Origin of the sequence: Cohaesibacter intestini, from assembly GCF_003324485.1 — a bacterium.
Classification (GTDB): Bacteria; Pseudomonadota; Alphaproteobacteria; order Rhizobiales; family Cohaesibacteraceae; genus Cohaesibacter; species Cohaesibacter intestini.
In genome coordinates this window covers 274285-295472 of the sequence record NZ_QODK01000002.1, presented here as the reverse complement: position 1 = coordinate 295472, position 21188 = coordinate 274285, and the positions used below count along the sequence as shown (strand labels likewise).

Sequence of the window (21188 nt, the reverse complement as noted above, 5' to 3'; positions counted from 1 at the left end):
GCCCAACAAGCGCGGGTTAAATGTCGAGATCGGTCGCAAATTCGGCATTTTCCTGAATGAACTCAAAGCGGGCTTCGGGTTTGTTGCCCATCAGCCGGGTGACGGCATCCTTGGTTTCGCCGGGCACCATATCAATGATCTGGACTTTCAGCAATGTGCGGTGCTTGGGGTCCATGGTGGTTTCCTTGAGCTGGGCGGGCAGCATTTCCCCCAAGCCCTTGAACCGGCCAATGTCAATCTTGCCCTTGCCTTTGAATTCTGTTGCCAGCAGCTCATCCTTGTGACGATCATCGCGGGCATAGAGCGTCTTGCCACCCTGAGAGATGCGATAGAGCGGAGGAATGGCGAGATAGAGATGGCCATTGTGAATGAGTTGTGGCATTTCGCGCTGGAAGAAGGTCAATAGCAGCGAAGCAATATGCGCACCATCGACGTCGGCGTCCGTCATGATGATGACGCGGTCATAGCGCAATTCTTCATCGGAATAGGTCTTGCGCGTGCCGCAGCCCAGCGCCTGTACCAGATCAGCCAGCAGCTGGTTGGCATGGAGCTTGTCGCGGCTGGCATTGGCAACGTTGAGGATTTTGCCGCGCAAAGGCAGGACCGCCTGCGTCGACCGGTTGCGGGCCTGTTTGGCGGAGCCACCGGCTGAGTCGCCCTCGACAATGAAGATTTCGGTGTCGCCTTTGGCATTCTGCGAACAGTCGGCCAGTTTGCCCGGCAGGCGCAGCTTGCGGACAGCTGACTTTCGGGTGACATCTTTTTCTTTACGGCGGCGCAGGCGTTCTTCGGCCCGATCCACGACCCATTCGAGCAGACGGTTGGCCTGTTGCGGTGCGTTGGTCAGCCAGTGGTCGAACTGATCGCGGATGGCCTGTTCGACAATCCGGGTGGCTGCCGTGGTTGCCAGACGATCCTTGGTCTGGCCGACAAATTCCGGCTCGCGGATAAAGACCGACAAAAGGGCGCCAGCGCTGGTCATGATGTCGTCAGCGGTGATCAGGGCGCCTTTCTTGTTGTTGGTCAGTTCGGCATAGTTTTTCAACCCGCGCAGCAGAGCGGTGCGCAATCCCGTCTCATGGGTGCCGCCTTCAGGCGTCGGCACGGTGTTACAATAGGAATTGGAAAAGCCGTCGCCACCAAACCAGCAGACTGCCCATTCCACCGCACCGTGGCCACTGGTCTTCTCGCTCTTGCCTGCAAAAATTTCCGGTGTCACCAGATTCTGTTTGCCTAGCGTGGCAGACAAATAGTCTTTCAGACCGCCGGGGAAGTGGAAGGTGGCCTTGGGTGGCACTTCCGGGGAATGCTCCAGCAGCTCTGGTGCGCAGGTCCAACGGATTTCGACCCCGCCAAACAGATAGGCCTTTGAGCGCGCCATATTGAGCAATTGTTCAGGCCGGAAACGGGCTTTCTTGCCAAAGATTTCATGGTCGGGCTTGAAAGCCACCTTGGTACCACGACGATTATGCACGTCGCCCAATTCTTCAACGGGGCCTTGCGTGATGCCACGCGAGAAAGACTGACGATAGAGCTTCCTGTTGCGCGCCACTTCGACAATAAGGGTCTCGGACAGGGCGTTGACCACGGACACGCCCACGCCATGCAGGCCACCAGATGTTTCATAGGCGCCAGAATCAAATTTGCCGCCCGCATGGAGTGTCGTCAGGATCACTTCCAGCGCCGACTTGTCCTTGAATTTCGGATGTGGGTCAACAGGAATGCCGCGGCCATTGTCAGTGACGACAAGCATGCCGTCGGTCTGCAGCTCCACTTCGATCCATGTGGCATGTCCCGCAACCGCTTCGTCCATCGAGTTGTCGATGACTTCGGCGAACAGGTGGTGAAGTGCCTTCTCATCGGTGCCGCCAATATACATGCCGGGGCGGCGGCGAACGGGTTCAAGGCCTTCGAGGACTTCAATGTCGGCTGCTGTATAGTCCGCTTTTGCCGCCGGGATCGGGGCAGGGGATGTCGCCGGCTTGGCGGCTATGTCTGCTGCCTTTGGTTGCTTGGCAACAGGCTTGTTGCCCTTCGGAGTTGGCATGACAGCAAAAAGATCATCTGATGCAGACATTGACTACCCATTGTTTGAGGAACAATAGATCGCGGCTTGCTTGGGTTTCGCGGGGCCGGTTCTTGTTTCTGGCGCTTCGTCGGTTCGAATCAGGCGCCGTTTTGTTGCCTCAATGTCTTTGGGAAACGACGTCCGGTCAAGTCGGACGGCAGAAATGTGGATGTTTGGCTGTTGACCCGCTGAAAGCGCGGAGGCTGCCCTGTCAAGACGGACCCGTTTCTTTTCACCATTCATCGGTTGATTTGAACAAATTGAAGTATGGTTAATGTTTGTTAACGATTTGGGCTTTATTCTGTCCGGGTTATGCTTGGGCGTGATCAGACAGGATCCAAAAAACGAATGAACCGCGTAGAAGCAGATATTGATGAGTTGCGCAGCTCGGTCGTCGAGCTGAGATCCAGCCTCTATCGGGCGGGACAAGCGCAGCAACGGGTGGGCGAAGCAACGGAGCTGTCTTTCCGTACCAATATGGCTGCCACCATTTTGCTGGCCATGCTGTTTTTGTTGATGTGATGTTGCGAACCATTTCTTGTCCTATACAGATGCGTTTGGACCGGCTGTTGAGCCGGTTGTTTTGTATCTGATTGGCACAATACATGACACAATACATGACTGGGAAATAAAGAAAGGGCCGGCAAAGCCGACCCTTTTTGATGTTCTGGCGATGCGCAGCAGCTTAGGCCGCGCGAACCTTGTTGAGGAACGCGCCAATGGTGCGGTTGAGTTGACCGGCCTGTTCCGTCATGCCTTGGGAGGCATCGAAGACATGGGTGGCGGAGTTGCTGGTCTGTTCAGCCTCGGCAATCACCTCGTGAATGCCGGATGTCATTTCCTCAGTCTTGCTGGAAGCAAGCTGGACGCTTTGACTGATTTCCGAGGTGGCGTGGCTCTGTTGTTCGATGGCAGCTGCCACGGCGCTGGTGAAGCCGGTCACATCATCCATGGTGGTGGTGATGGCCTCGATCGAGGAGACCGCATCCTTGGTCGAAATCTGAATGTCACTAATCTGACGGGAGATTTCCTCGGTTGCCTTGGAGGTCTGGTTGGCAAGCTCCTTGACCTCGGCGGCAACAACCGCGAAGCCCTTGCCCATTTCTCCGGCGCGGGCCGCTTCTATGGTTGCGTTCAGGGCCAGAAGGTTGGTCTGCTCGGCAATGTCCTGAATGAGATTAACGACTTCGCCAATTTTCTGGGCAGCACTGTCAAGGCTGACAATCTTCTGATTGGACGCATCTGCTGCCTGATTGGCCGCTTGGACGACAGATTTTGCCTGCTCGATCTGACGGCTGATTTCGCCGATTGAGGTTGCCAGTTCTTCCGATGCGGCGGCCACGGACTGGATGCTGCTTTGGGCTTCGCCGGACACGTTCGAGACGGCCCCTAGTCGATCGCGTGTTTTGGCGGCAATCATGCTGAGGCGGGAAGCGGTGCCCTCCATCTCGGAGCCGTTTTCCGCAACCTGCTTGAGCGAGCTTTGTACGCTTGCATCGAAGTCGGCAATGATCTGTTCAACCTGCCTTTGACGATTTTGCTCAAGTTCTTGGGATGTCTGGTTTTCCTGTTGAAGCTTCTGCCGCTCGACCGCGTTGTCGACAAAGACGGTGAGAGCTTCTGCCATCAGGCCGATTTCGTCCTTGCGCTCGGCATAGGGAACCGGATCATCGACATTGCCGGAAGCCAGAGACTTCATGCGGCTTGCCAGTTTGATCACCGGGTCGGAAATGGATTTGCCCATGAACCAGAAAATCGCAGATCCGATGGCCAGCAGTGCAAGGCCTATCATCAGTGAAATGTTGCGGGTCTGGTTGGCAATGGCCATGATTTCTGCTTGATCGACGGTCAGGCGGGCAAACCAGATGTCGCCAGTTCCACGAATGTCAAAGGGCTTGAGGACGGTCAGTTTACCGTTGGCCTCGACGACTTTTTCCATCATATTCAGGCCCTTGAGAGCAGCAATGATGTCCGGGTCCGCTTTCTGGCCCAGCTTGCTCTTGTCCGGATGAGCCACCCAGAGGCCGCCCGCGCTGAGGATCGAGACCTCTGAAGACTGAAATTCCAGATCGGCGTTTAGCAAGTTGCTCAGGTCGCTGAGAGGAATGTCGATCGTTGTGCCGCCAACAGCCTTGCCGTTGGGACCGATGATCGGAGAGGAGGCGGTTGCCATCAGGACATCCTGACCGTTGACCGGATAGACATAGGGCTCGGTCATCGTAACTTTTTTGCTGTCACGGGCGCGATGATACCAGTCTTCGACGCCCCCTTCGGTGGTCATCAACAGTGGCTCATAGGCAACTTTGCCCGCCCCGTGGCTGAAATAGGGGACCAGTTGCCCATTCGCGTCAGAATAGTCCGCAGCACGATGGTCGGCGTCCTTGCCGATGACATCGGGTTCAAACACCATGCCTGCGCCGACAAAGTCCTTGTTCTTGCCAAGAACCGTTTGCATCACGCCTGCATAGGCCTTTCGATCCGTTACCCCTTGCGACAGCAAAGCTTCCAGTGCAAAAGCGCCAACCTGACTGGCAATCTGGCCTTCGGCAATCAGGGAGGTGGCTTCTTTTGCGTGGGTGGCAACGGTCTGCTTGAGATAGTCGGTGCCGGATTTTTCGGCAAATTTTCCAAGCATCACTGACATCGTCGCGATCAGCACGAAGAAGCCTGTCAGAAAAACTGCATTGGTAGAAAAAACGATGCGAGATCGGAGGGACATTGGATACTCCATACGGGAAAGATCTTGCGCCGATATTGGGAATGGTTTCTTAATTTTGACTTTACTGCCGATGGTATCTCCCAGAAAAACAAAAAGAAAATGTAATTCTGGCGCAATCAGGTGCGCGCCGGCTTCATTTGAAAAAGGAAAAGATTTTTAGTGAGTAAACACTCACCAAAATGCATAAAAAAAGAGCCGGAAAAACCCGGCTCTTTTCTTGATATGACGTCTGCGATCGAATTAGCAGCTGTAATACATGCCGAATTCCACCGGATGCGGGGTGTGTTCGAACAGCTCGATTTCTTCCATCTTGAGTTCGATGTAGCCGTCGATCTGGTCTTTGGTGAACACATCGCCAGCCAGCAGGAAGTCGTGGTCCGCTTTGAGGGCGTCCATGGCTTCACGCAGGGAACCGCAAACCGTTGGGATGCCTTCGAGTTCTTCTGCAGGCAGATCATACAGGTTTTTGTCCATTGCCGGGCCTGGATCGATCTTGTTCTTGATGCCGTCAAGGCCAGCCATCAGCAGTGCTGCGAAGCAGAGATATGGGTTCGCGGAAGGATCCGGGAAGCGTGCTTCAACGCGTTTTGCTTTCGGGCTTTCGGTCCAAGGAATACGAACGCAGCCAGAACGGTTACGAGCAGAATATGCACGCAGCACCGGAGCTTCGAAGCCTGGGATCAGACGCTTGTAGGAGTTGGTCGAAGGGTTGGTAAAGGCGTTCAGGGTCTTGGCGTGCTTCAGGATACCACCGATGAAGTACAGAGCTTCCTGAGACAGGTCTGCATATTTGTCGCCAGCAAAGAGCGGCTTGCCGTCTTTCCAGATGGACATGTTGCAGTGCATGCCGGTGCCGTTGTCACCATAGATCGGCTTTGGCATGAAGGTGGCGGTTTTGCCGTATGCCTGAGCCACATTGTGGATCACATATTTGTATTTCTGCAGCTCATCTGCCTGTTTGGTCAGGGAACCGAAGATCAGACCGAGTTCGTGCTGGCAAGACGCCACTTCGTGGTGGTGCTTGTCGACTTTCATGCCGATGCTCTTCATGGTGGAGAGCATTTCGGAACGGATGTCCTGCGCATGGTCGGTTGGGTTGACCGGGAAGTAGCCGCCCTTAACGCCAGGACGATGACCCATGTTGCCCATTTCATATTCGCTGTCGGTGTTCCAAGCCGCGTCAATCGCATCCACTTCATAGGACACTTTGTTCATGGTGTTGGAATAGCGAACGTCGTCGAACAGGAAGAATTCTGCTTCCGGACCCCAGTAGGAGATGTCGCCGATACCGGAGAATTTCAGGTAAGCTTCGGCTTTCTCTGCGGTGCCGCGTGGATCGCGCTCATAGGCTTCGCCGGTGTCCGGCTCGACGATGGAGCAATGGATGCAGAGGGTTTTTTCTGCGTAGAAAGGATCGATATAGGCACTTTCGCAATCAGGCATCAGTTTCATGTCAGATGCTTCGATCGACTTCCAACCGGCGATGGAAGACCCGTCGAACATGAAGCCTTCTTCAAGGAAGTCTTCGTCAACCTGATCTTCAATGACGGTGACGTGCTGCAGCTTGCCACGCGGATCGGTAAAGCGGATGTCGACATATTTGACATCCTGCTCGGAAATCAACTTTACGATTTCAGCTGGTGTGCTCATTCCAGTATCCTTTACTGTCTGTGTTCCCAAGCAGGTCTCGCGGAGCCGATCTGTTTCTCGTCGGGGCGAGACCTGCCTTGTTCCTTAGTTTTCTCTAGAAGGTGTGGTTCTGTGTCGGTCCGGGTGAGGGACCTTCATCTGGTCGCTTAGATCGCGTCAACGCCGGTTTCGCCGGTACGGATGCGAATGACCTGCTCGACCGTGGAGATGAAGATCTTGCCATCGCCGATGCGCCCGGTCTGGGCCGCTTTCTGGATCGCTTCGATGGCGGCATCGACCTGATCTTCCGGCAGGATGACTTCAACTTTTACCTTTGGCAGGAAGTCGACGACATATTCTGCGCCACGATACAGCTCGGTATGGCCTTTCTGACGTCCAAAGCCTTTCGCTTCGATGACAGTGATACCCTGCAGGCCAACATCTTGCAGCGCTTCTTTGACTTCATCAAGTTTGAAAGGTTTGATGATTGCCTCGATTTTCTTCATCGTTCTTTGCTTCCCCAAGTTGCGCCGCTGTTGTCAGCCGTGAACCGTGTCTGTTGCTCATCGCCCATGTGGGGCGTTGGTAGGTTTGTCAGAAATTATGCATTCTTCATGCCAATTCGGTTGATGTTGATAAAAGCAGGAAAATGCAGGCTTCGCCAGTATGACGAGGACGATTTATCAGGCATATTGGGGAAAGGATAAGCTATAAAAATAGGCAATTGATGAAATAGTAGTCAAAATAGCCCTGTTCATCCTTTGTGTCGCAGGGGGCGGTCGGGTTACTTTCGCGCCATTTTGTCATATTTACCCCTTTGGTTGCATAATATAAGGGCAGCTGTTGCGCTGAAGGTGCCTTGTCTTGTTCGACGCTTTTTGTGGTGAGGGCGCGCTTGTTTGATTGTGCCGCTGCCTGCGCGTCGGTAGGCTTTGTCGCATTATTGAGTGAGTCTGGTCGGTTGCGGAACTGGCGGCCAGAGCAAGGGACGGCATCATGACAAAATTGGATCGGTTCGGGGTGGCTGCTGAGATACTGACGCCAAAGCAAATGGGCGAGGCGGATCGCCTGACCATTGAGAGTGGCGTGCCCGGATATCAGCTTATGGAAGCGGCGGGGCAGGCAGTTGCCGAGGCTGCGATTGAGTTGTTGGAGGAGAAAACCGGATCCGGCGCGTCGGGTATGGTCTGTATTCTCTGTGGTCCGGGCAACAATGGTGGGGACGGATTTGTTGCTGCGCGTCTGCTGGAAGAAGAAGGCTGGAGCGTCATTCTGGGTTGCTCGGTGTCGATGGAAGAGCTTGAAGGCGATGCCGCATTGGCTGCTGATGAATGGGGCGATGAGGTTTTCGCCTTGTCGCCGGGGTTGTGGGATGATGCCGATATTGTCATTGATGCGCTGTTCGGAGCCGGGTTGATCCGGCCGATCTCCGGGGAGTTGGCGGATCTGATTGACGCGCTCAATCAATCCGGACTGCCGGTCGTGGCGGTTGATCTGCCAAGCGGTGTGGATGGCAGCAGTGGTCACATTGCCGGTGCGGCCGTACGGGCCGATCGAACCGTGACTTTCTTTCGCAAGAAGCCGGGTCATCTGCTTTATCCGGGCAAGGCCTCTTGCGGTGACGTGTCTTGTGTCGATATCGGTATTCCGTCTCAGCTACTCGAGGAAACGGGCCATTGTGCGACGGAGAATGTTCCCGCGCTCTGGGTTCATAACTGGCCGGAAGCCCTGAAGCCGATTGAGCGGATTGCATCAGGCCGTCTGGCTGACCACAAATTCCACCGGGGCCATTGTCTGGTTTTGTCGGGCGATGCCATTCATTCCGGTGCGGCACGCCTTGCCGCGCGGGGTGCTTTGCGGGCAGGGGCCGGTTTGGTAACGGTGGCGCCGCCACCGGATGCAGCTCATGTGGTGGCTTCGCAAATCACGGCGATTATGGTTGAGCCTGTGCAGGATGCCGCCAGTCTGGCGACGGTGTTGTCGCGCCGGAGCTATGATGTGCTGGTCGCTGGGCCCGGCATGGGAATGGCCCCTGAGCAGCGCTCTCTCCTTTATACGATTCTTGAACGTGATCTTTGCCTGTTGCTTGATGCAGATGCGATCACCTGTGTGTCGCAGGGCATCGAGATGGGTGAGTTTGATCTTAGCAGTTTGCGTGACAGCCCGGCTGCCCGCTCAGGCTGTCTTGTGCTGACCCCTCATGAGGGCGAGTTTGCCCGTCTGTTTCCTGACCTGTCGCACCGGGTGCGGGAAGATAAGGGATTGTCAAAGCTCGATTGCGCGCTGATGGCCGCGCAACGCAGTGGCGCTCATGTGGTGCTTAAGGGGGCTGACACCATCATTGCTTCGCCAGAGGGACGAGCGGTGATCCATTCTCAAGGCGTGCCCTATCTTGCGACAGCTGGCAGTGGTGACGTGTTGATTGGCATCATTGCCGGGTTGATGGCTCAGGGGATGCCGGCGCTCGATGCTGCGTCCGCCGGGGTCTGGCTCCATGGACAGGCGGGGCTTGCACTGGGGCCGGGTTTGATTTCAGAGGATTTGCCCGAAGCTTTGCCGGCGCTGTATCAAGAATTGGCCCAAATTGTGCCTGATAATGGGGTGGATGCGGATTTCATGATGCTGGATGATTAATCCGCCGCACGCGAGAAAGGGCGGAAAGCAACAGGCTTTCACCGGATTCCCCCAGAGAGGTTGGGGAATAAGGAGAGAAATGTGAAATTTTCTTTGCGCTTTCTCTATCGGGTGCTATAGAGGCACCGCTCGATTTGCTGGCGCTAACTGCGCTTGCCGTGCGGGTGTGGTGGAATTGGTAGACACGCCAGATTTAGGTTCTGGTGGCGAGAGCCGTGGGGGTTCAAGTCCCTCCACCCGTACCAATCGCCTCTTTTGCCGCTTGAAGGGTGAAAGAGGGAAGACAGACCGGCTGAATTGCGTGTCCCCGAAAAGCGTTGTGGTTTTTTGGATAAGGACGCGCATTCAGGATTCTTGGCAATGGTCTGTCAGAGGTCCGAGCAATCGGGGGTCTGGCAGGTCTTGGCAGGACGATCGGGACAGGGCTGAGGGGTGTACGGTTCGAATGAGCCGACGAGGAGATCTTTGTCTTGACCCGCTCGGAACTGGCTTGTCTTTCATCAGACGACGGCGGTCGAAACGAAATTGGGTTTGACGGAGTCTGGCATCCTTATTGGATGTCATCCGACCATGCCCCGAACCATATTGTATATGACAAGAACGAAAGCAGATAGATATGCAGGTAACCGAAACCCTGTCCGAAGGTCTGAAACGCGAATTGAAAGTCGTGATTCCTGCTTCTGATCTCGAAGCCAAGTTGGTCGCCAAAATCGACGAGATCAAGGACCAGGTCCGCATTAACGGCTTCCGCCCAGGTAAAGTGCCTGCATCCCATGTCCGCAAGCTCCATGGCAAGGCCTTGATGGGTGAAATCGTTCAGGATCTGATCGGCGAAACCACCCGCACTTCCCTTGAAGAGCGCAATGAGAAAGCTGCCATGCAGCCTCGGTACAACATGACCGAGGACGAAGCAGAAGCCATGAAAATCATGGATGCGCAAGCGGATCTCGAATTCGACATCATCTATGAAGTGATGCCAGCAATCGAAGTGGCTGATGTTTCCGGCGTTGAAATCGAGCGCCCGGTTGTTGAAGTTGAGGACAGCGAAGTCGATGAGCGCCTGATGCAGATCGGCGAAAGCTCCCGTCCGTTTGAGGCCAAAGAAGGCAAAGCTGAAGATGGCGACAAGGTTCTGATGTCCTATCTTGGCAAGATCGATGGTGAAGCCTTTGATGGCGGCGCAGACGAGAATGCTGAACTGGTTCTGGGTTCCAACACCTTTATTCCGGGCTTTGAAGAGCAGCTGGTTGGCGTGTCCGCTGGCGACGAAACCGTTGTCAAAGTGTCATTCCCTGAGGAATATGGCGCAGCGCATCTGGCTGGTAAAGACGCTGAGTTCGAAATCGTCGTCAAGGAAGTTCAGGCTCCGGGCGAGCTGGAAATCGACGATGAGTTCGCAACCAAGCTGGGTCTTGAGTCTCTCGACAAACTGAAAGAGATCCTGAAAGATCAGGTTGTCTCCCAGTATGGCACGATGACCCGTCAGCGCGTGAAGCGTCAGCTTCTCGACAAGCTTGATGAACTGCACAAGTTCGAAGTTCCTCCTACTCTTCTGGAGCAGGAATTCGAGAATATCTGGAAACAGGTAAACTCTGAAATGAACGAAGCTGGCAAGACCTTCGAGGACGAAGACACCACCGAAGAGAAAGCTCGCGAAGAATATAAGGCGATTGCCGAGCGTCGTGTGCGCCTTGGTCTGGTTCTTTCCGAAATTGGTGACAAGAACGAAATCAAGGTCAATGACGAAGAGGTTCAGCGCGGCATCATGCAGCGCGCGCAGCAGTTCCCGGGTCAGGAGCGTCAGGTGTTTGAATATTACACCCAGAATGCCGATGCCCTTGCATCCATCCGCGCACCGATCTTTGAAGAGAAGGTCGTTGACTACCTGCTCGAGCTGGTAAAGGTTGAAGAGAAGACCGTTACCAAGGAAGAGCTGGAGAAAATGATCGCCGAAGACGAAGAAGCGTAAGCCTTCCTCGTTATCGAATGAGCATGCCGCCCGCGCCTTCCGGACGCGGGCGGTTTGCGTTTGGCCCATCATCATCCAAGTGAGAAGAGATCCCATGAACGGAATTGTCGGCGGTGTTGTTCTCGCGATTGCCTCTTTCATCATCATCGCCTTCTATCTGAACATCACCCCTCCCACGGATCTGGGGGTCAGGGAAGGGCGCCTGCCAGCACTTTCGGCGCGGCCCAACGGCGTGTCCAGTCAGGCGGCAGATGAAGAAAAGCGGGTGCCGAGCCTTGCCTTCAAGGCCGACATCACCCAGACGGTCGATGCTGTCAAACAGGCGTTTGAGGCACTTGGGACCGTTGCGATCATCAAGGAAAAGCCGACTTATATCCATGCCATCGCGGTCAGCCCTATCTTCCGGTTTCGTGATGATGTCGAGGTCTATTTCGACGTGGCTGCCCGCAAGGTGCATTACCGATCGCAGTCGCGGGTGGGCTTTGCCGACATGGGGGAGAATCGCCAGCGGTTCGAGGCGTTCAAGCTTCTTTATGAAGCCGAGGAATAGGTCTTTGTTATCGTCTCTGTTGCAAGGATGTTGAAATATTGACGTTTTCTGGTTGTTTGTGTCCATATTTCATGTGTGAAACTGGCGAACGGCGTTTGAGGAAATTCGTAGTGGACTTTCTTCAAAGGATTCACCAAAAGCCTTGAATGGGGCTGGTCAGTGCATAAGTGGGGTGGATAAGATTGCCCTCTGTTGACGGACGCTGACGGTTTGGGCGGGCCAATTGCGCTTGTCAGTAAAATCTTCATTTTCGCGATGCTATGACGATGAAAAGTGGTCCGTGCAGGCGATTCGAGTCGTAGTTAGCGTGAGGCCTTGATGATGCGGATCGGCGATCTGTTGAGCGGTTTTCCTCAGGGAGAGCGCTTGCAGGCCGGTTAAATCATAATCGACAAGGGCGGTCGGTGGTGGTGCCATCACTTGGCCGCAATCCCGTGCAGGGGGTTATGGTGTCGTGATGTTGCGCGGCAAGGATGCACGGCAGGCGAGGGTTTGTCGGTATTTGCGCCGGACGGAATGAGCCGAGATGGGGCAATGTAGAGGCTCCATCTCTGAACGGATGGCCGAAGAGGTCTTGAGAAGGAAAGTGCAATGAAGGATCCGATTGATCTTGCAATGAATTTGGTTCCCATGGTTGTGGAGCAATCCAACCGGGGTGAACGCGCTTACGACATTTATTCGCGCCTTCTCAAGGAGCGCATCATTTTCATCACTGGTCCGATCGAGGATCACATGGCGGCTCTGGTCTGTGCCCAGTTGCTGTTCCTTGAAGCGGACAATCCGAAAAAAGAGATTTCGCTTTACATCAACTCGCCGGGTGGCGTTGTGACCGCTGGTATGTCGATCTATGACACCATGCAGTTCATCAAGCCACCGGTTGCGACGCTGTGTATGGGACAGGCAGCATCGATGGGGTCGTTGCTGTTGTGCGCCGGTGAAAAGGACATGCGCTACGCGCTGCCGAATGCCCGCATCATGGTTCACCAGCCATCTGGTGGCTTCCAGGGGCAGGCGTCTGACATCCAGCGCCACGCCGAAGACATCCTGAAAATGAAGCGTCGCCTGAACGAAGTGTATGTCAAGCATTGCGATCAGGACTATGACATCGTCGAGCAGACCCTTGATCGCGACCACTTCATGACCGCAACCGAAGCCAAGGACTGGGGTCTTGTGGATCGTGTTGTCGAGAATCGTGAGTCTTTGGCGGACGAGGCTGAAGAGCAGAAGGATGCCGGGAAAGAATAAAATCTGGTGCGCCGGCCGGAATGTTTCCGGCCGCGTGATGTGTCCCCAAAATAGGGTTGCATTAAGCCTATCTTGATGATTTGGGGTACATCCTTTTAGAAATATGCTCTGCTGTTGTGGTAATTGGAAAAATTAATACAACAGCAGACCAACCGATGGGTTTATTTTGCTTGCAGCCTATGCACAGCACCATAAACTAGACATGCGGGCAGAGTTGAACGGATTCTGTCTTCTGGCAACGAGAGAAGAGGCACCTACATGAGTAAGGCCGGTGGTGGCGATAACAAGAACACGCTGTACTGCTCCTTCTGTGGCAAGAGCCAGCATGAAGTGCGCAAGCTGATTGCAGGTCCAACCGTTTTCATCTGTGATGAATGCGTTGAGCTATGCATGGATATCATCCGCGAAGAGAATAAGTCTTCGCTGGTCAAATCCAAGGACGGCATTCCGACTCCGCAGGAAATCTGTGAAGTGCTGGATGATTACGTTATCGGGCAGGATCGTGCCAAGCGTGTGTTGTCTGTCGCCGTTCATAACCATTACAAGCGTCTGGCTCATGGCAAGAAGAGCACCGAGATCGAACTTGCCAAGTCGAACATCATGCTGATCGGTCCAACCGGTTGCGGCAAGACCTTCCTTGCCCAGACCATGGCCCGTATTCTTGATGTGCCTTTCACCATGGCGGATGCGACCACCCTGACTGAAGCCGGGTATGTGGGTGAAGATGTCGAGAATATCATTCTCAAGCTGCTGCAGGCTGCTGACTATAATGTTGAGCAGGCCCAGCGCGGCATCGTCTATATTGATGAGATCGACAAGATTTCCCGCAAGTCCGACAATCCCTCGATCACCCGTGACGTATCGGGCGAGGGCGTGCAGCAGGCCTTGTTGAAAATCATGGAAGGCACGGTTGCTTCTGTGCCGCCTCAGGGGGGGCGCAAGCATCCTCAGCAGGAGTTCCTGCAGGTGGATACCTCCAACATCCTGTTCATTTGTGGCGGCGCTTTTGCTGGTCTCGACAAGATCATTTCCCAGCGTGGCAATGACACGTCCATCGGCTTCTCGGCCAAGGTCAAGGATGCGGACGAACGTGGCACGGGCGAGTTGTTCCGTGAGCTGGAACCTGAAGATCTGCTGAAATTCGGTCTCATTCCGGAATTTGTCGGTCGTTTGCCGGTTTTGGCGACGTTGGAAGATCTGGATGAGGACGCGCTTGTCTCCATTCTGTCGCAGCCGAAAAATGCGATCGTCAAGCAGTATCAGGCCTTGTTCGAAATGGAGGGCGTGCGCCTGACATTCCACGAAGAGGCTCTGCGTGGCGTGGCTCGCAAGGCGATTGAACGCAAAACCGGGGCTCGTGGCCTGCGCTCGATTCTCGAAGGCATTTTGCTCGACACCATGTATGAGCTGCCGGGCCTTGAGGGTGTTGAGGAAGTGGTTATTTCCGGTGATGTCATCAAGGGGGAAGCTCGTCCTCTCTATATCTATGGCGACATCAAGTCCGAAGCTGAGCCTTCAACCGCCTGAGGGTTCAAAGATCAAATGTTTCAAGGAGGCGGCCTTAAGGTCGCCTTTTTTGTTGGCAAGACTGAAGTAACAGGCTGATGCGCTGGCTTTTGTCTTGGTTGTCGCGTCCGTCTCTCGCCCGGTTTTCCAATGTCCAAAACCAATTGAGCCAAATATAGTTTTGAACCGTAAAGTCAATAAAATGACTGTGATTTGATCGATCTTTCAATTGCTTAGAGAAGTATTGATGAAAGTTGTAGACTTTGGTTCGAATTGCCTTCTGTGTTTGTTCACAAAGATGACATTGGCTTGTGGAGTGGGTTGAAAAGCCTGTCGTCAAGTCCCAACTAAATGATACCGTGGTGAAACTGCGTGTTTGAGTCTCACCCATTCCCTGCAGGTGACCAGACTTGTCCTCGGAGCCAATGATTGGCTTGCGAGGGGTACCTGCTGACTTGCGGGCCAAAATGAGGCCGCAAACGTTGCCTTGTCTATTTTGGAAAGGTGACGCAGCCAAGAAAGGTAGGAAGCATGACCGAAGATCAAATCGATGAGAGCGGCCAGAAGGTTGCAGACACTTATCCGGTCTTGCCACTAAGAGACATTGTTGTCTTCCCGCACATGATTGTGCCTTTGTTTGTCGGACGCGAAAAGTCCATTCGCGCGCTTGAAGAAGTGATGCAGTCGGACAAGATGATTTTGCTGGCAACGCAAATGAATGCCGGCGACGATGATCCGGCCCCTGAAGACATATACAAGATTGGAACGCTAGCCAGCGTCCTGCAGTTGCTCAAGCTGCCCGATGGGACCGTCAAGGTGCTCGTCGAAGGGATGGACCGCGCCAAGCTTTGCGACTTCACCAAGCGCGACGATCTGTTCGAAGCCAGCGCAACGGTGATGCGCGATGATGACGGCGATCAGGTTGAGGTTGAAGCCTTGGCCCGTTCCGTGTCGACCGAATTTGAAAATTACGTCAAGCTGAACAAGAAAGTGTCGCCTGAAGTGATTGGCGCTGTGTCCCAGATCGAGGATTACTCGAAGCTGGCCGATACGGTTGCCTCGCACCTTGCGATCAAGATCCAGGAAAAACAGGAAATTCTTGGTATTGTCAGCGTTGTCGAGCGGCTTGAGCAGGTGCTTGGCCTGATGGAGAGCGAGATTTCCGTTCTGCAGGTGGAAAAGCGCATCCGTAGTCGCGTCAAGCGTCAGATGGAGAAAACCCAGCGCGAGTATTATCTGAATGAGCAGATGAAGGCCATTCAGAAGGAGCTGGGGGATTCTGAGGATGGCGCGGACGAGATCCGCGAGCTGGAAAACACCATCGAGAAAACCAAGCTGTCGAAGGAAGCGCGCGAGAAGGCTGATGCAGAGCTGAAAAAGCTCAAGCAAATGAGCCCGATGTCGGCGGAAGCCACCGTGGTGCGCAACTATCTCGATTGGCTCACCGGTATTCCTTGGGGCAAGAAGTCCCGCGTCAAGGTTGACCTTGAGAAAGCTGAAACCATCCTCGATACGGATCATTATGGCCTCGAGAAGGTCAAGGAACGGATCGTCGAGTATCTGGCGGTGCAGACCCGCACCAACAAGCTCAAAGGCCCGATCCTCTGCCTCGTTGGTCCTCCGGGTGTTGGTAAAACCTCGCTTGGCAAGTCGATTGCACGCGCCACGGGCCGTGAATTTGTTCGCATGGCGCTTGGTGGTGTGCGGGATGAAGCCGAGATTCGGGGTCATCGTCGGACCTATATCGGCTCGATGCCGGGCAAGGTTGTCCAGTCGATGAAGAAAGCCAAGAAGGCCAATCCGCTGTTTTTGCTCGACGAGATCGACAAAATGGGCATGGATTTCCGTGGCGACCCGTCTTCGGCTTTGCTTGAAGTGCTTGATCCGGAACAGAATCACGCCTTCATGGACCATTATCTCGAGGTGGAATATGACCTCAGCAATGTCATGTTCATCACCACGGCCAACACGCTGAATATCCCAGCGCCGTTGATGGACCGTATGGAAGTGATCCGCATTGCCGGTTACACCGAAGACGAGAAAGTGGAAATTGCACGCCGTCACCTGATCCCGAAAGCAACCAAGGATCATGGCCTGAAGGACAGCGAGTTCAGCCTTGATGATTCCGGTCTTCGGATGATCGTCCAGCGCTATACCCGTGAAGCGGGTGTGCGTAACCTTGAGCGTGAGCTGATGAAGCTGGCGCGTAAGGTGACCAAGGATCTGATCATGAAGAAGCTCGATAAGATCGATGTGACCACGGACAATATCGAGGATTTCCTCGGGGTTCCGCGGTTCCGCTTCGGGGAGATCGATTCTGAGGATCAGGTTGGTGTTGTCACTGGTCTTGCCTGGACGGAAGTGGGCGGCGAATTGCTGACCATCGAAGGTGTCATGATGCCGGGTAAAGGCAAGATGACCGTGACGGGCAACCTGCGTGATGTGATGAAGGAGTCGATTCAGGCAGCCGCTTCCTATGTCCGCTCGCGGGCCGTGGATTTCGGTGTTGAACCGCCTGTGTTCGACAAGAAAGACATCCATATGCATGTGCCCGAAGGCGCAACGCCAAAGGATGGACCTTCGGCTGGTATCGCGATGGCAACTGCCATCACGTCCATCATGACCGGCATCCCTGTGCGCAAGGATGTTGCCATGACCGGTGAGATCACCTTGCGCGGCCGCGTGTTGCCGATTGGAGGCCTCAAGGAAAAATTGCTTGCGGCTTTGCGTGGCGGCATCAAGACCGTTCTCATTCCGGAAGAGAATGCCAAGGATTTGGCCGACATTCCGGACAATGTGAAGAACGCGCTTGATATTGTCCCGGTTTCCAATGTCGGGCAGGTGCTGGAACATGCGCTTGTTGAACTGCCCGAACCAATTGAATGGGATGAAAGCCAGATGCCGGATGTCGGCCTGAAGAGTGACGAGTCCGAAGACTCAACCTCGCTTCAGCATTAAGGCTCGGGTTGATCGAACCACGAGAAAAATGAAAACCCGCCTTGAGCGGGTTTTCTTTTGTCTGTTGGTGTCGAAATTTGGGAGGGGCGAATCTGGCTGACCTCTTCAATGCTCTTCTTCAAACAAACTGGATTTTTTGGCGGGAATCAGCGGATTGTTCGGGAAAAGCCAACCAAATCACGGGGAAAAACGGCAACATTTAATTTCGCTTGCTCGTTTTTTACGCAACAGATTTCTATTTCTTGTTTACAGCGTTTGAAATGGCTGATTTCTGCGAATTTTATGCTTGATTTCTCACCTGTTTCGCCGGATTGTCGCAACTCGCGTCTGGTATTTTCCCAAGGTGTGGTGATTCATAAGGGTTAAGCGTCGCGAAGGACTTGAGGCTTTCGTGATTGAACCGAGAAGGAATTAATTATGAACAAGAATGAACTGATCTCTGCTGTCGCTGAAAAGGCAGACCTGACCAAAGCGCAAGCTGGTGACGCTGTCGATGCATTGTTCAACATCATCTCCGATACCCTGAAGGGTGGTGATGAAGTGCGCATCATCGGTTTTGGCAACTTCTCCGTGACCGAGCGTGCAGCTACCGAAGGTCGTAACCCGCGCACGGGCGATACCATTCAGATCCCAGCTTCCAAAACGCCTAAGTTTAAAGCTGGTAAAGGTCTGAAGGACGCCGTCAACAGCTAATCAGCTGACGACTGGCTCACTAAGCTTTTAAAACCCTCGGCTCTCTTACGGGCCGGGGGTTTTTTGCTACAATGGCCAAGACCAACGCCTGACCCGTGAAAAGGATGCTTCATGATCGACGAAAACTTGCTGGAACCGGATTGTTCCAAATGTGCTGCCTTGTGCTGTGTTTCGCTTGCTTTTGACAAGTCGGACATGTTTCCGATCGACAAGCCCAATGGGGCGCCATGCCCACAGCTCGATAAGAATAACGGCTGCAAGATATATGATTGCAGAGAGGCAGAAGGTTACCACGGCTGCATGAATTTCAATTGCCAGGGGGCAGGGCAGCGGGTGGTGCAGGATTTGTTTGGGGGGCGCAACTGGCATTTCGAGCAAAGCCTGCTCAACGACATGACCAGCGCTTTTGTCATTTTACTGCGTGCCCATGAGCTGCTGTCTTTGCTCAAAGCCGCCGAAGCCCTGCCACTGACTCGTGGTGAGCTGGACCAGTTTGAGGGCTTTGTTGAAGAGCTGAACCCTGACGATGGTTGGACTGAAGCGCTTCTCGAAGCGTTCGAGAAAGGAAAAACCGAAAAACGCGTCTATGCATTTCTGAAGACTCTCCGGCACCATGTGGCGTGAGGGTGAATGCCGGATTGGAGGCCTTTCGAGACCTTCAAAATGAAGGAACGTTCGCATCCGCAACAAAAGGCGGCTGAAAATCGCGGCCCAGACCTGCCGTTCGCTTTCCTGCCGAGCGCTGCGCTGCAGCTTCACGAGACCGGCCATTCGCCCCTCGTGCAGCATTTTTACGCGGCGAATGATGGCAGACCTGACAAATGAAGAAATGATTGGAATTGGATGCGACCTTGTCAACTCGGCTCAATGAGTCAAAGCGATACCTTGGGCTTTGCACTCCTTTATCAATGATCTTGTGCTGGTAGTAAGGTCTTGCGCAAAATTAAGTTTTTGCCTGTCGTCATCAAGAAAATCACTGTCGAAGTCTTTTGTCAGATGAACGGATACATAGCTCTTTTGGTCAAAATCTTCTTTGCTGAAATACCAACTCTCATTATATCCTACTATTTTCGTAAATCGGCTTGTCGCCCACTCCAATTTGTCTTTCAGTTTATCAACATCTAAATGGGATTCGGCAGGGAAATAGTATGAAACTGTGAGCTCCCACACATTGACCTGCACCCGAAAGTTCAGACTTTCTCCCAACGCGTCAATGACATACAGGGCCGAATTTCCACCGGAGACTTTTTGTATTCTGACGCTCGTGGGAGAATTTGACAAATCTCTATTAATCTGTCTTTTGCTGATTTTTGATTCTTTCCAGTCCAGCAAAAGAGGAGTTGGGATATCTATGAGCAGCAAGTTTCGTGGAAGTGTTCGGCAGAGAAACGCATTTGTTTTATGTTGCAGGCCAGATAAGCCGGCATCCTTGGATGAATAGAAAACAACTAACGCAAAGGCGAGACCGGATGCAGACACCTGAGCAAGCGACATGGCGACAAGCAGCCATGTTTCCTTGTCTGTTCCCAGATAGTGCCACGTAACAAAAAGCGACATGACTAGTGTGATTGCGAGAGCGCCAACAGCCAGAACGCGGACCCAGATGGGTGTGTAAATAAAGTTCTTACTATCCATTTTGCACCTGTATGGTAAATTAAAGTTTGCCGGATCAACAATTGGTGCGCCGTTCTCAGTCTCAAGCGTATTGCAATTTATCACAGGTATGTCAACGCCTCTGCTGTCGTACCTGTGACCACGAGCCCAAGGTGCAGAATGCTGCGAAAAATTACTCGCTCTCAGTTCCATTTGAACGGCATTTCTTGGTGTGCCGGCATGCTTCTCTCTCGCGCGCGGCGAACGCCCGCTTACCGCCCGAACGAGCCGTGATAGCCAGGACGAGCTTCGATACCCCTTGAATGTCAGCTCTTGCCTGCAGGCATCGAGGATTGTGCACGTGCAGGAAATGTCGGCAATCCGCCCTGTTTACCTGAAGCACTCTATATCGCTGTGAAATTTCGGCTATGCAGCGAACGTCTCAAATGTCCGCATTGTTGTCGTTTTGGCGGTTCGCAGATGATGTCGAGCTGTGGGGGAGGGATGTTGCGCTTTTGCGTGGCAAACGCTCTCGGGCTCTCGGTGATTTTCCTACAGAAAATGCACCTGCCGCTTCAAATTCAAATCAAGTGGATGGGTCATAACGCTTTCGCTCTGCAAAAGCTTGGGAAATGGTGGGTGATGAGAGATTCGAACTCCCGACCCTCTCGGTGTAAACGAGATGCTCTAACCAGCTGAGCTAATCACCCTTAGCGTTTCAGAGAAACGCCGAAAAACTCCGCACAAGCCTCTATGGCTCTCAGCGATTTTCGAAATCGAAAATGCGCTTGCCGCTGATGGTTCCGTTTGTTTGGAAGCTTCAGCCCATTTCTTGACGAGCAAGAAATGGTGGGTGATGAGAGATTCGAACTCCCGACCCTCTCGGTGTAAACGAGATGCTCTAACCAGCTGAGCTAATCACCCTTGCGCCGTTGTGCGTGAGGTGCTTTTACGGTCTGACAGGCTTGCTTGCAACAAAAAAATGACAGTGTTCCCCATTCGTTGGGGAAATCGCTGCCGCATCTGGATCGGCACTTTGAGGGCTGCTTTGTGGCTTGACCGATCCGTCTCGTTTGCAGGGAAGGGGAATCCCTGCAAGGATGTATGCATTGCGCTGTTGCGGGTGGGTGCGATCCGGTGGGGTGAGCGAAACTTTTCCAAGGCCATTTCTTTCTCACAGGAAAAAATTGGCTGAAACATCAGGTTTCTCACAGGGCATTGAAAGTTTGCACAAAAAGAATTTGTACGGCGCTTGACTTCAATACCTCAGCGTCGTATTTCAGCGCCACTCCACACGAACATGACGCTTCGGCGACAGTGAGTGTGGGCCGGGTACTGGGGGTGTAGCTCAGTTGGTTAGAGCGTCGGCCTGTCACGCCGAAGGTCGCGGGTTCGAGTCCCGTCACTCTCGCCACCCAGATCCCGCATCCAGATTGTGACTGTCTGGACCGCATGTTGCGGGGGTGTAGCTCAGTTGGTTAGAGCGTCGGCCTGTCACGCCGAAGGTCGCGGGTTCGAGTCCCGTCACTCTCGCCACTTTCTCCCTTTGGAGGCAAGTGGCCAAAGCACCGCAAGGTGCTTTTTTTATGCGTTGATTTCCCAACTATTTGCGTTGTTTGCTGCT

Annotated in this window: 16 protein-coding genes and 5 tRNA genes; 14 read left to right on the top strand and 7 right to left on the bottom strand. The window is 53.6% G+C overall.

The features are described from left to right. Positions 1-16 precede the first annotated feature (16 nt). Positions 17-2077 (bottom strand): DNA topoisomerase IV subunit B, encoded by a 2061-nt coding sequence (gene parE, locus DSD30_RS06870; RefSeq protein WP_114008924.1) that lies wholly within the window; start codon positions 2075-2077, stop codon positions 17-19. A 339-nt stretch (positions 2078-2416) separates the two neighbouring features. Between parE and DSD30_RS21485 the strand changes: the two genes are divergently transcribed. After that, complete coding sequence (locus tag DSD30_RS21485) at positions 2417-2590, top strand: hypothetical protein (RefSeq protein WP_157967597.1); 174 nt, start codon at positions 2417-2419, stop codon at positions 2588-2590. A 163-nt stretch (positions 2591-2753) separates the two neighbouring features. Here the strand turns inward: DSD30_RS21485 and DSD30_RS06860 are convergent, their stop codons facing one another. The 3 genes from DSD30_RS06860 to DSD30_RS06850 form a co-directional block, all read right to left on the bottom strand. Further along, positions 2754-4787 (bottom strand): methyl-accepting chemotaxis protein, encoded by a 2034-nt coding sequence (locus DSD30_RS06860; protein WP_198662862.1) that lies wholly within the window; start codon positions 4785-4787, stop codon positions 2754-2756. A 240-nt stretch (positions 4788-5027) separates the two neighbouring features. After that, the gene (glnA, locus tag DSD30_RS06855; RefSeq protein ID WP_114008920.1) at positions 5028-6437 is read right to left on the bottom strand and encodes a type I glutamate--ammonia ligase; all 1410 of its coding nucleotides are present in this window, start codon (positions 6435-6437) and stop codon (positions 5028-5030) included. 146 nt (positions 6438-6583) lie between these two features. Next, on the bottom strand, positions 6584-6922 hold the full coding sequence (locus DSD30_RS06850; RefSeq protein WP_114008918.1) for a P-II family nitrogen regulator: 339 nt from the start codon (positions 6920-6922) through the stop codon (positions 6584-6586). 490 nt (positions 6923-7412) lie between these two features. Here DSD30_RS06850 and DSD30_RS06845 point away from each other — a divergent pair, with 490 nt between their 5' ends. From DSD30_RS06845 to DSD30_RS06800, 11 genes are all read left to right on the top strand, one after another. Beyond that, complete coding sequence (locus DSD30_RS06845) at positions 7413-9050, top strand: NAD(P)H-hydrate dehydratase (protein ID WP_114008917.1); 1638 nt, start codon at positions 7413-7415, stop codon at positions 9048-9050. A gap of 160 nt (positions 9051-9210) precedes the next feature. Next, positions 9211-9295, top strand: a tRNA-Leu gene (locus tag DSD30_RS06840). A gap of 371 nt (positions 9296-9666) precedes the next feature. Next, positions 9667-11019: a trigger factor gene (tig, locus tag DSD30_RS06835; protein ID WP_114008916.1), complete on the top strand. Its 1353-nt coding sequence runs from the start codon at positions 9667-9669 to the stop codon at positions 11017-11019. A gap of 94 nt (positions 11020-11113) precedes the next feature. Continuing rightward, entirely contained in the window at positions 11114-11569 is a 456-nt protein-coding gene (locus tag DSD30_RS06830; RefSeq protein ID WP_114008915.1) for a DUF1499 domain-containing protein, read from the top strand. A 591-nt stretch (positions 11570-12160) separates the two neighbouring features. Beyond that, positions 12161-12814, top strand: coding sequence for an ATP-dependent Clp protease proteolytic subunit (locus DSD30_RS06825; protein ID WP_114008913.1), 654 nt, complete (start codon positions 12161-12163; stop codon positions 12812-12814). 258 nt (positions 12815-13072) lie between these two features. Beyond that, complete coding sequence (gene clpX / locus DSD30_RS06820; RefSeq protein WP_114008912.1) at positions 13073-14341, top strand: ATP-dependent Clp protease ATP-binding subunit ClpX; 1269 nt, start codon at positions 13073-13075, stop codon at positions 14339-14341. Between the two features lie 510 nt (positions 14342-14851). Beyond that, positions 14852-17278: an endopeptidase La gene (gene lon, locus DSD30_RS06815; RefSeq protein WP_114008911.1), complete on the top strand. Its 2427-nt coding sequence runs from the start codon at positions 14852-14854 to the stop codon at positions 17276-17278. Between the two features lie 57 nt (positions 17279-17335). Continuing rightward, a complete protein-coding gene (locus tag DSD30_RS21480) occupies positions 17336-17644 on the top strand; it encodes a hypothetical protein (protein ID WP_157967596.1) in 309 nt (102 codons plus the stop codon). 51 nt (positions 17645-17695) lie between these two features. Further along, a complete protein-coding gene (locus tag DSD30_RS06810) occupies positions 17696-17971 on the top strand; it encodes an HU family DNA-binding protein (protein ID WP_114008909.1) in 276 nt (91 codons plus the stop codon). 111 nt (positions 17972-18082) lie between these two features. After that, positions 18083-18595 (top strand): hypothetical protein, encoded by a 513-nt coding sequence (locus DSD30_RS06805; protein WP_114008908.1) that lies wholly within the window; start codon positions 18083-18085, stop codon positions 18593-18595. Positions 18596-18634: 39 nt separating this feature from the next. Next, on the top strand, positions 18635-18796 hold the full coding sequence (locus DSD30_RS06800) for a hypothetical protein (RefSeq protein ID WP_157967595.1): 162 nt from the start codon (positions 18635-18637) through the stop codon (positions 18794-18796). 39 nt (positions 18797-18835) lie between these two features. Here the strand turns inward: DSD30_RS06800 and DSD30_RS06795 are convergent, their stop codons facing one another. The 3 genes from DSD30_RS06795 to DSD30_RS06785 form a co-directional block, all read right to left on the bottom strand. Then, a complete protein-coding gene (locus DSD30_RS06795; RefSeq protein WP_138147681.1) occupies positions 18836-19606 on the bottom strand; it encodes a hypothetical protein in 771 nt (256 codons plus the stop codon). 591 nt (positions 19607-20197) lie between these two features. Next, positions 20198-20274: transfer RNA gene (locus tag DSD30_RS06790), tRNA-Val, on the bottom strand. A 137-nt stretch (positions 20275-20411) separates the two neighbouring features. Beyond that, a tRNA-Val gene (locus DSD30_RS06785) sits at positions 20412-20488 on the bottom strand. A 413-nt stretch (positions 20489-20901) separates the two neighbouring features. Between DSD30_RS06785 and DSD30_RS06775 the strand changes: the two genes are divergently transcribed. Both DSD30_RS06775 and DSD30_RS06770 read left to right on the top strand, forming a co-directional pair. Continuing rightward, positions 20902-20978 (top strand) — tRNA-Asp (locus DSD30_RS06775). Positions 20979-21023: 45 nt separating this feature from the next. Further along, positions 21024-21100, top strand: a tRNA-Asp gene (locus DSD30_RS06770). Positions 21101-21188 lie beyond the last annotated feature (88 nt).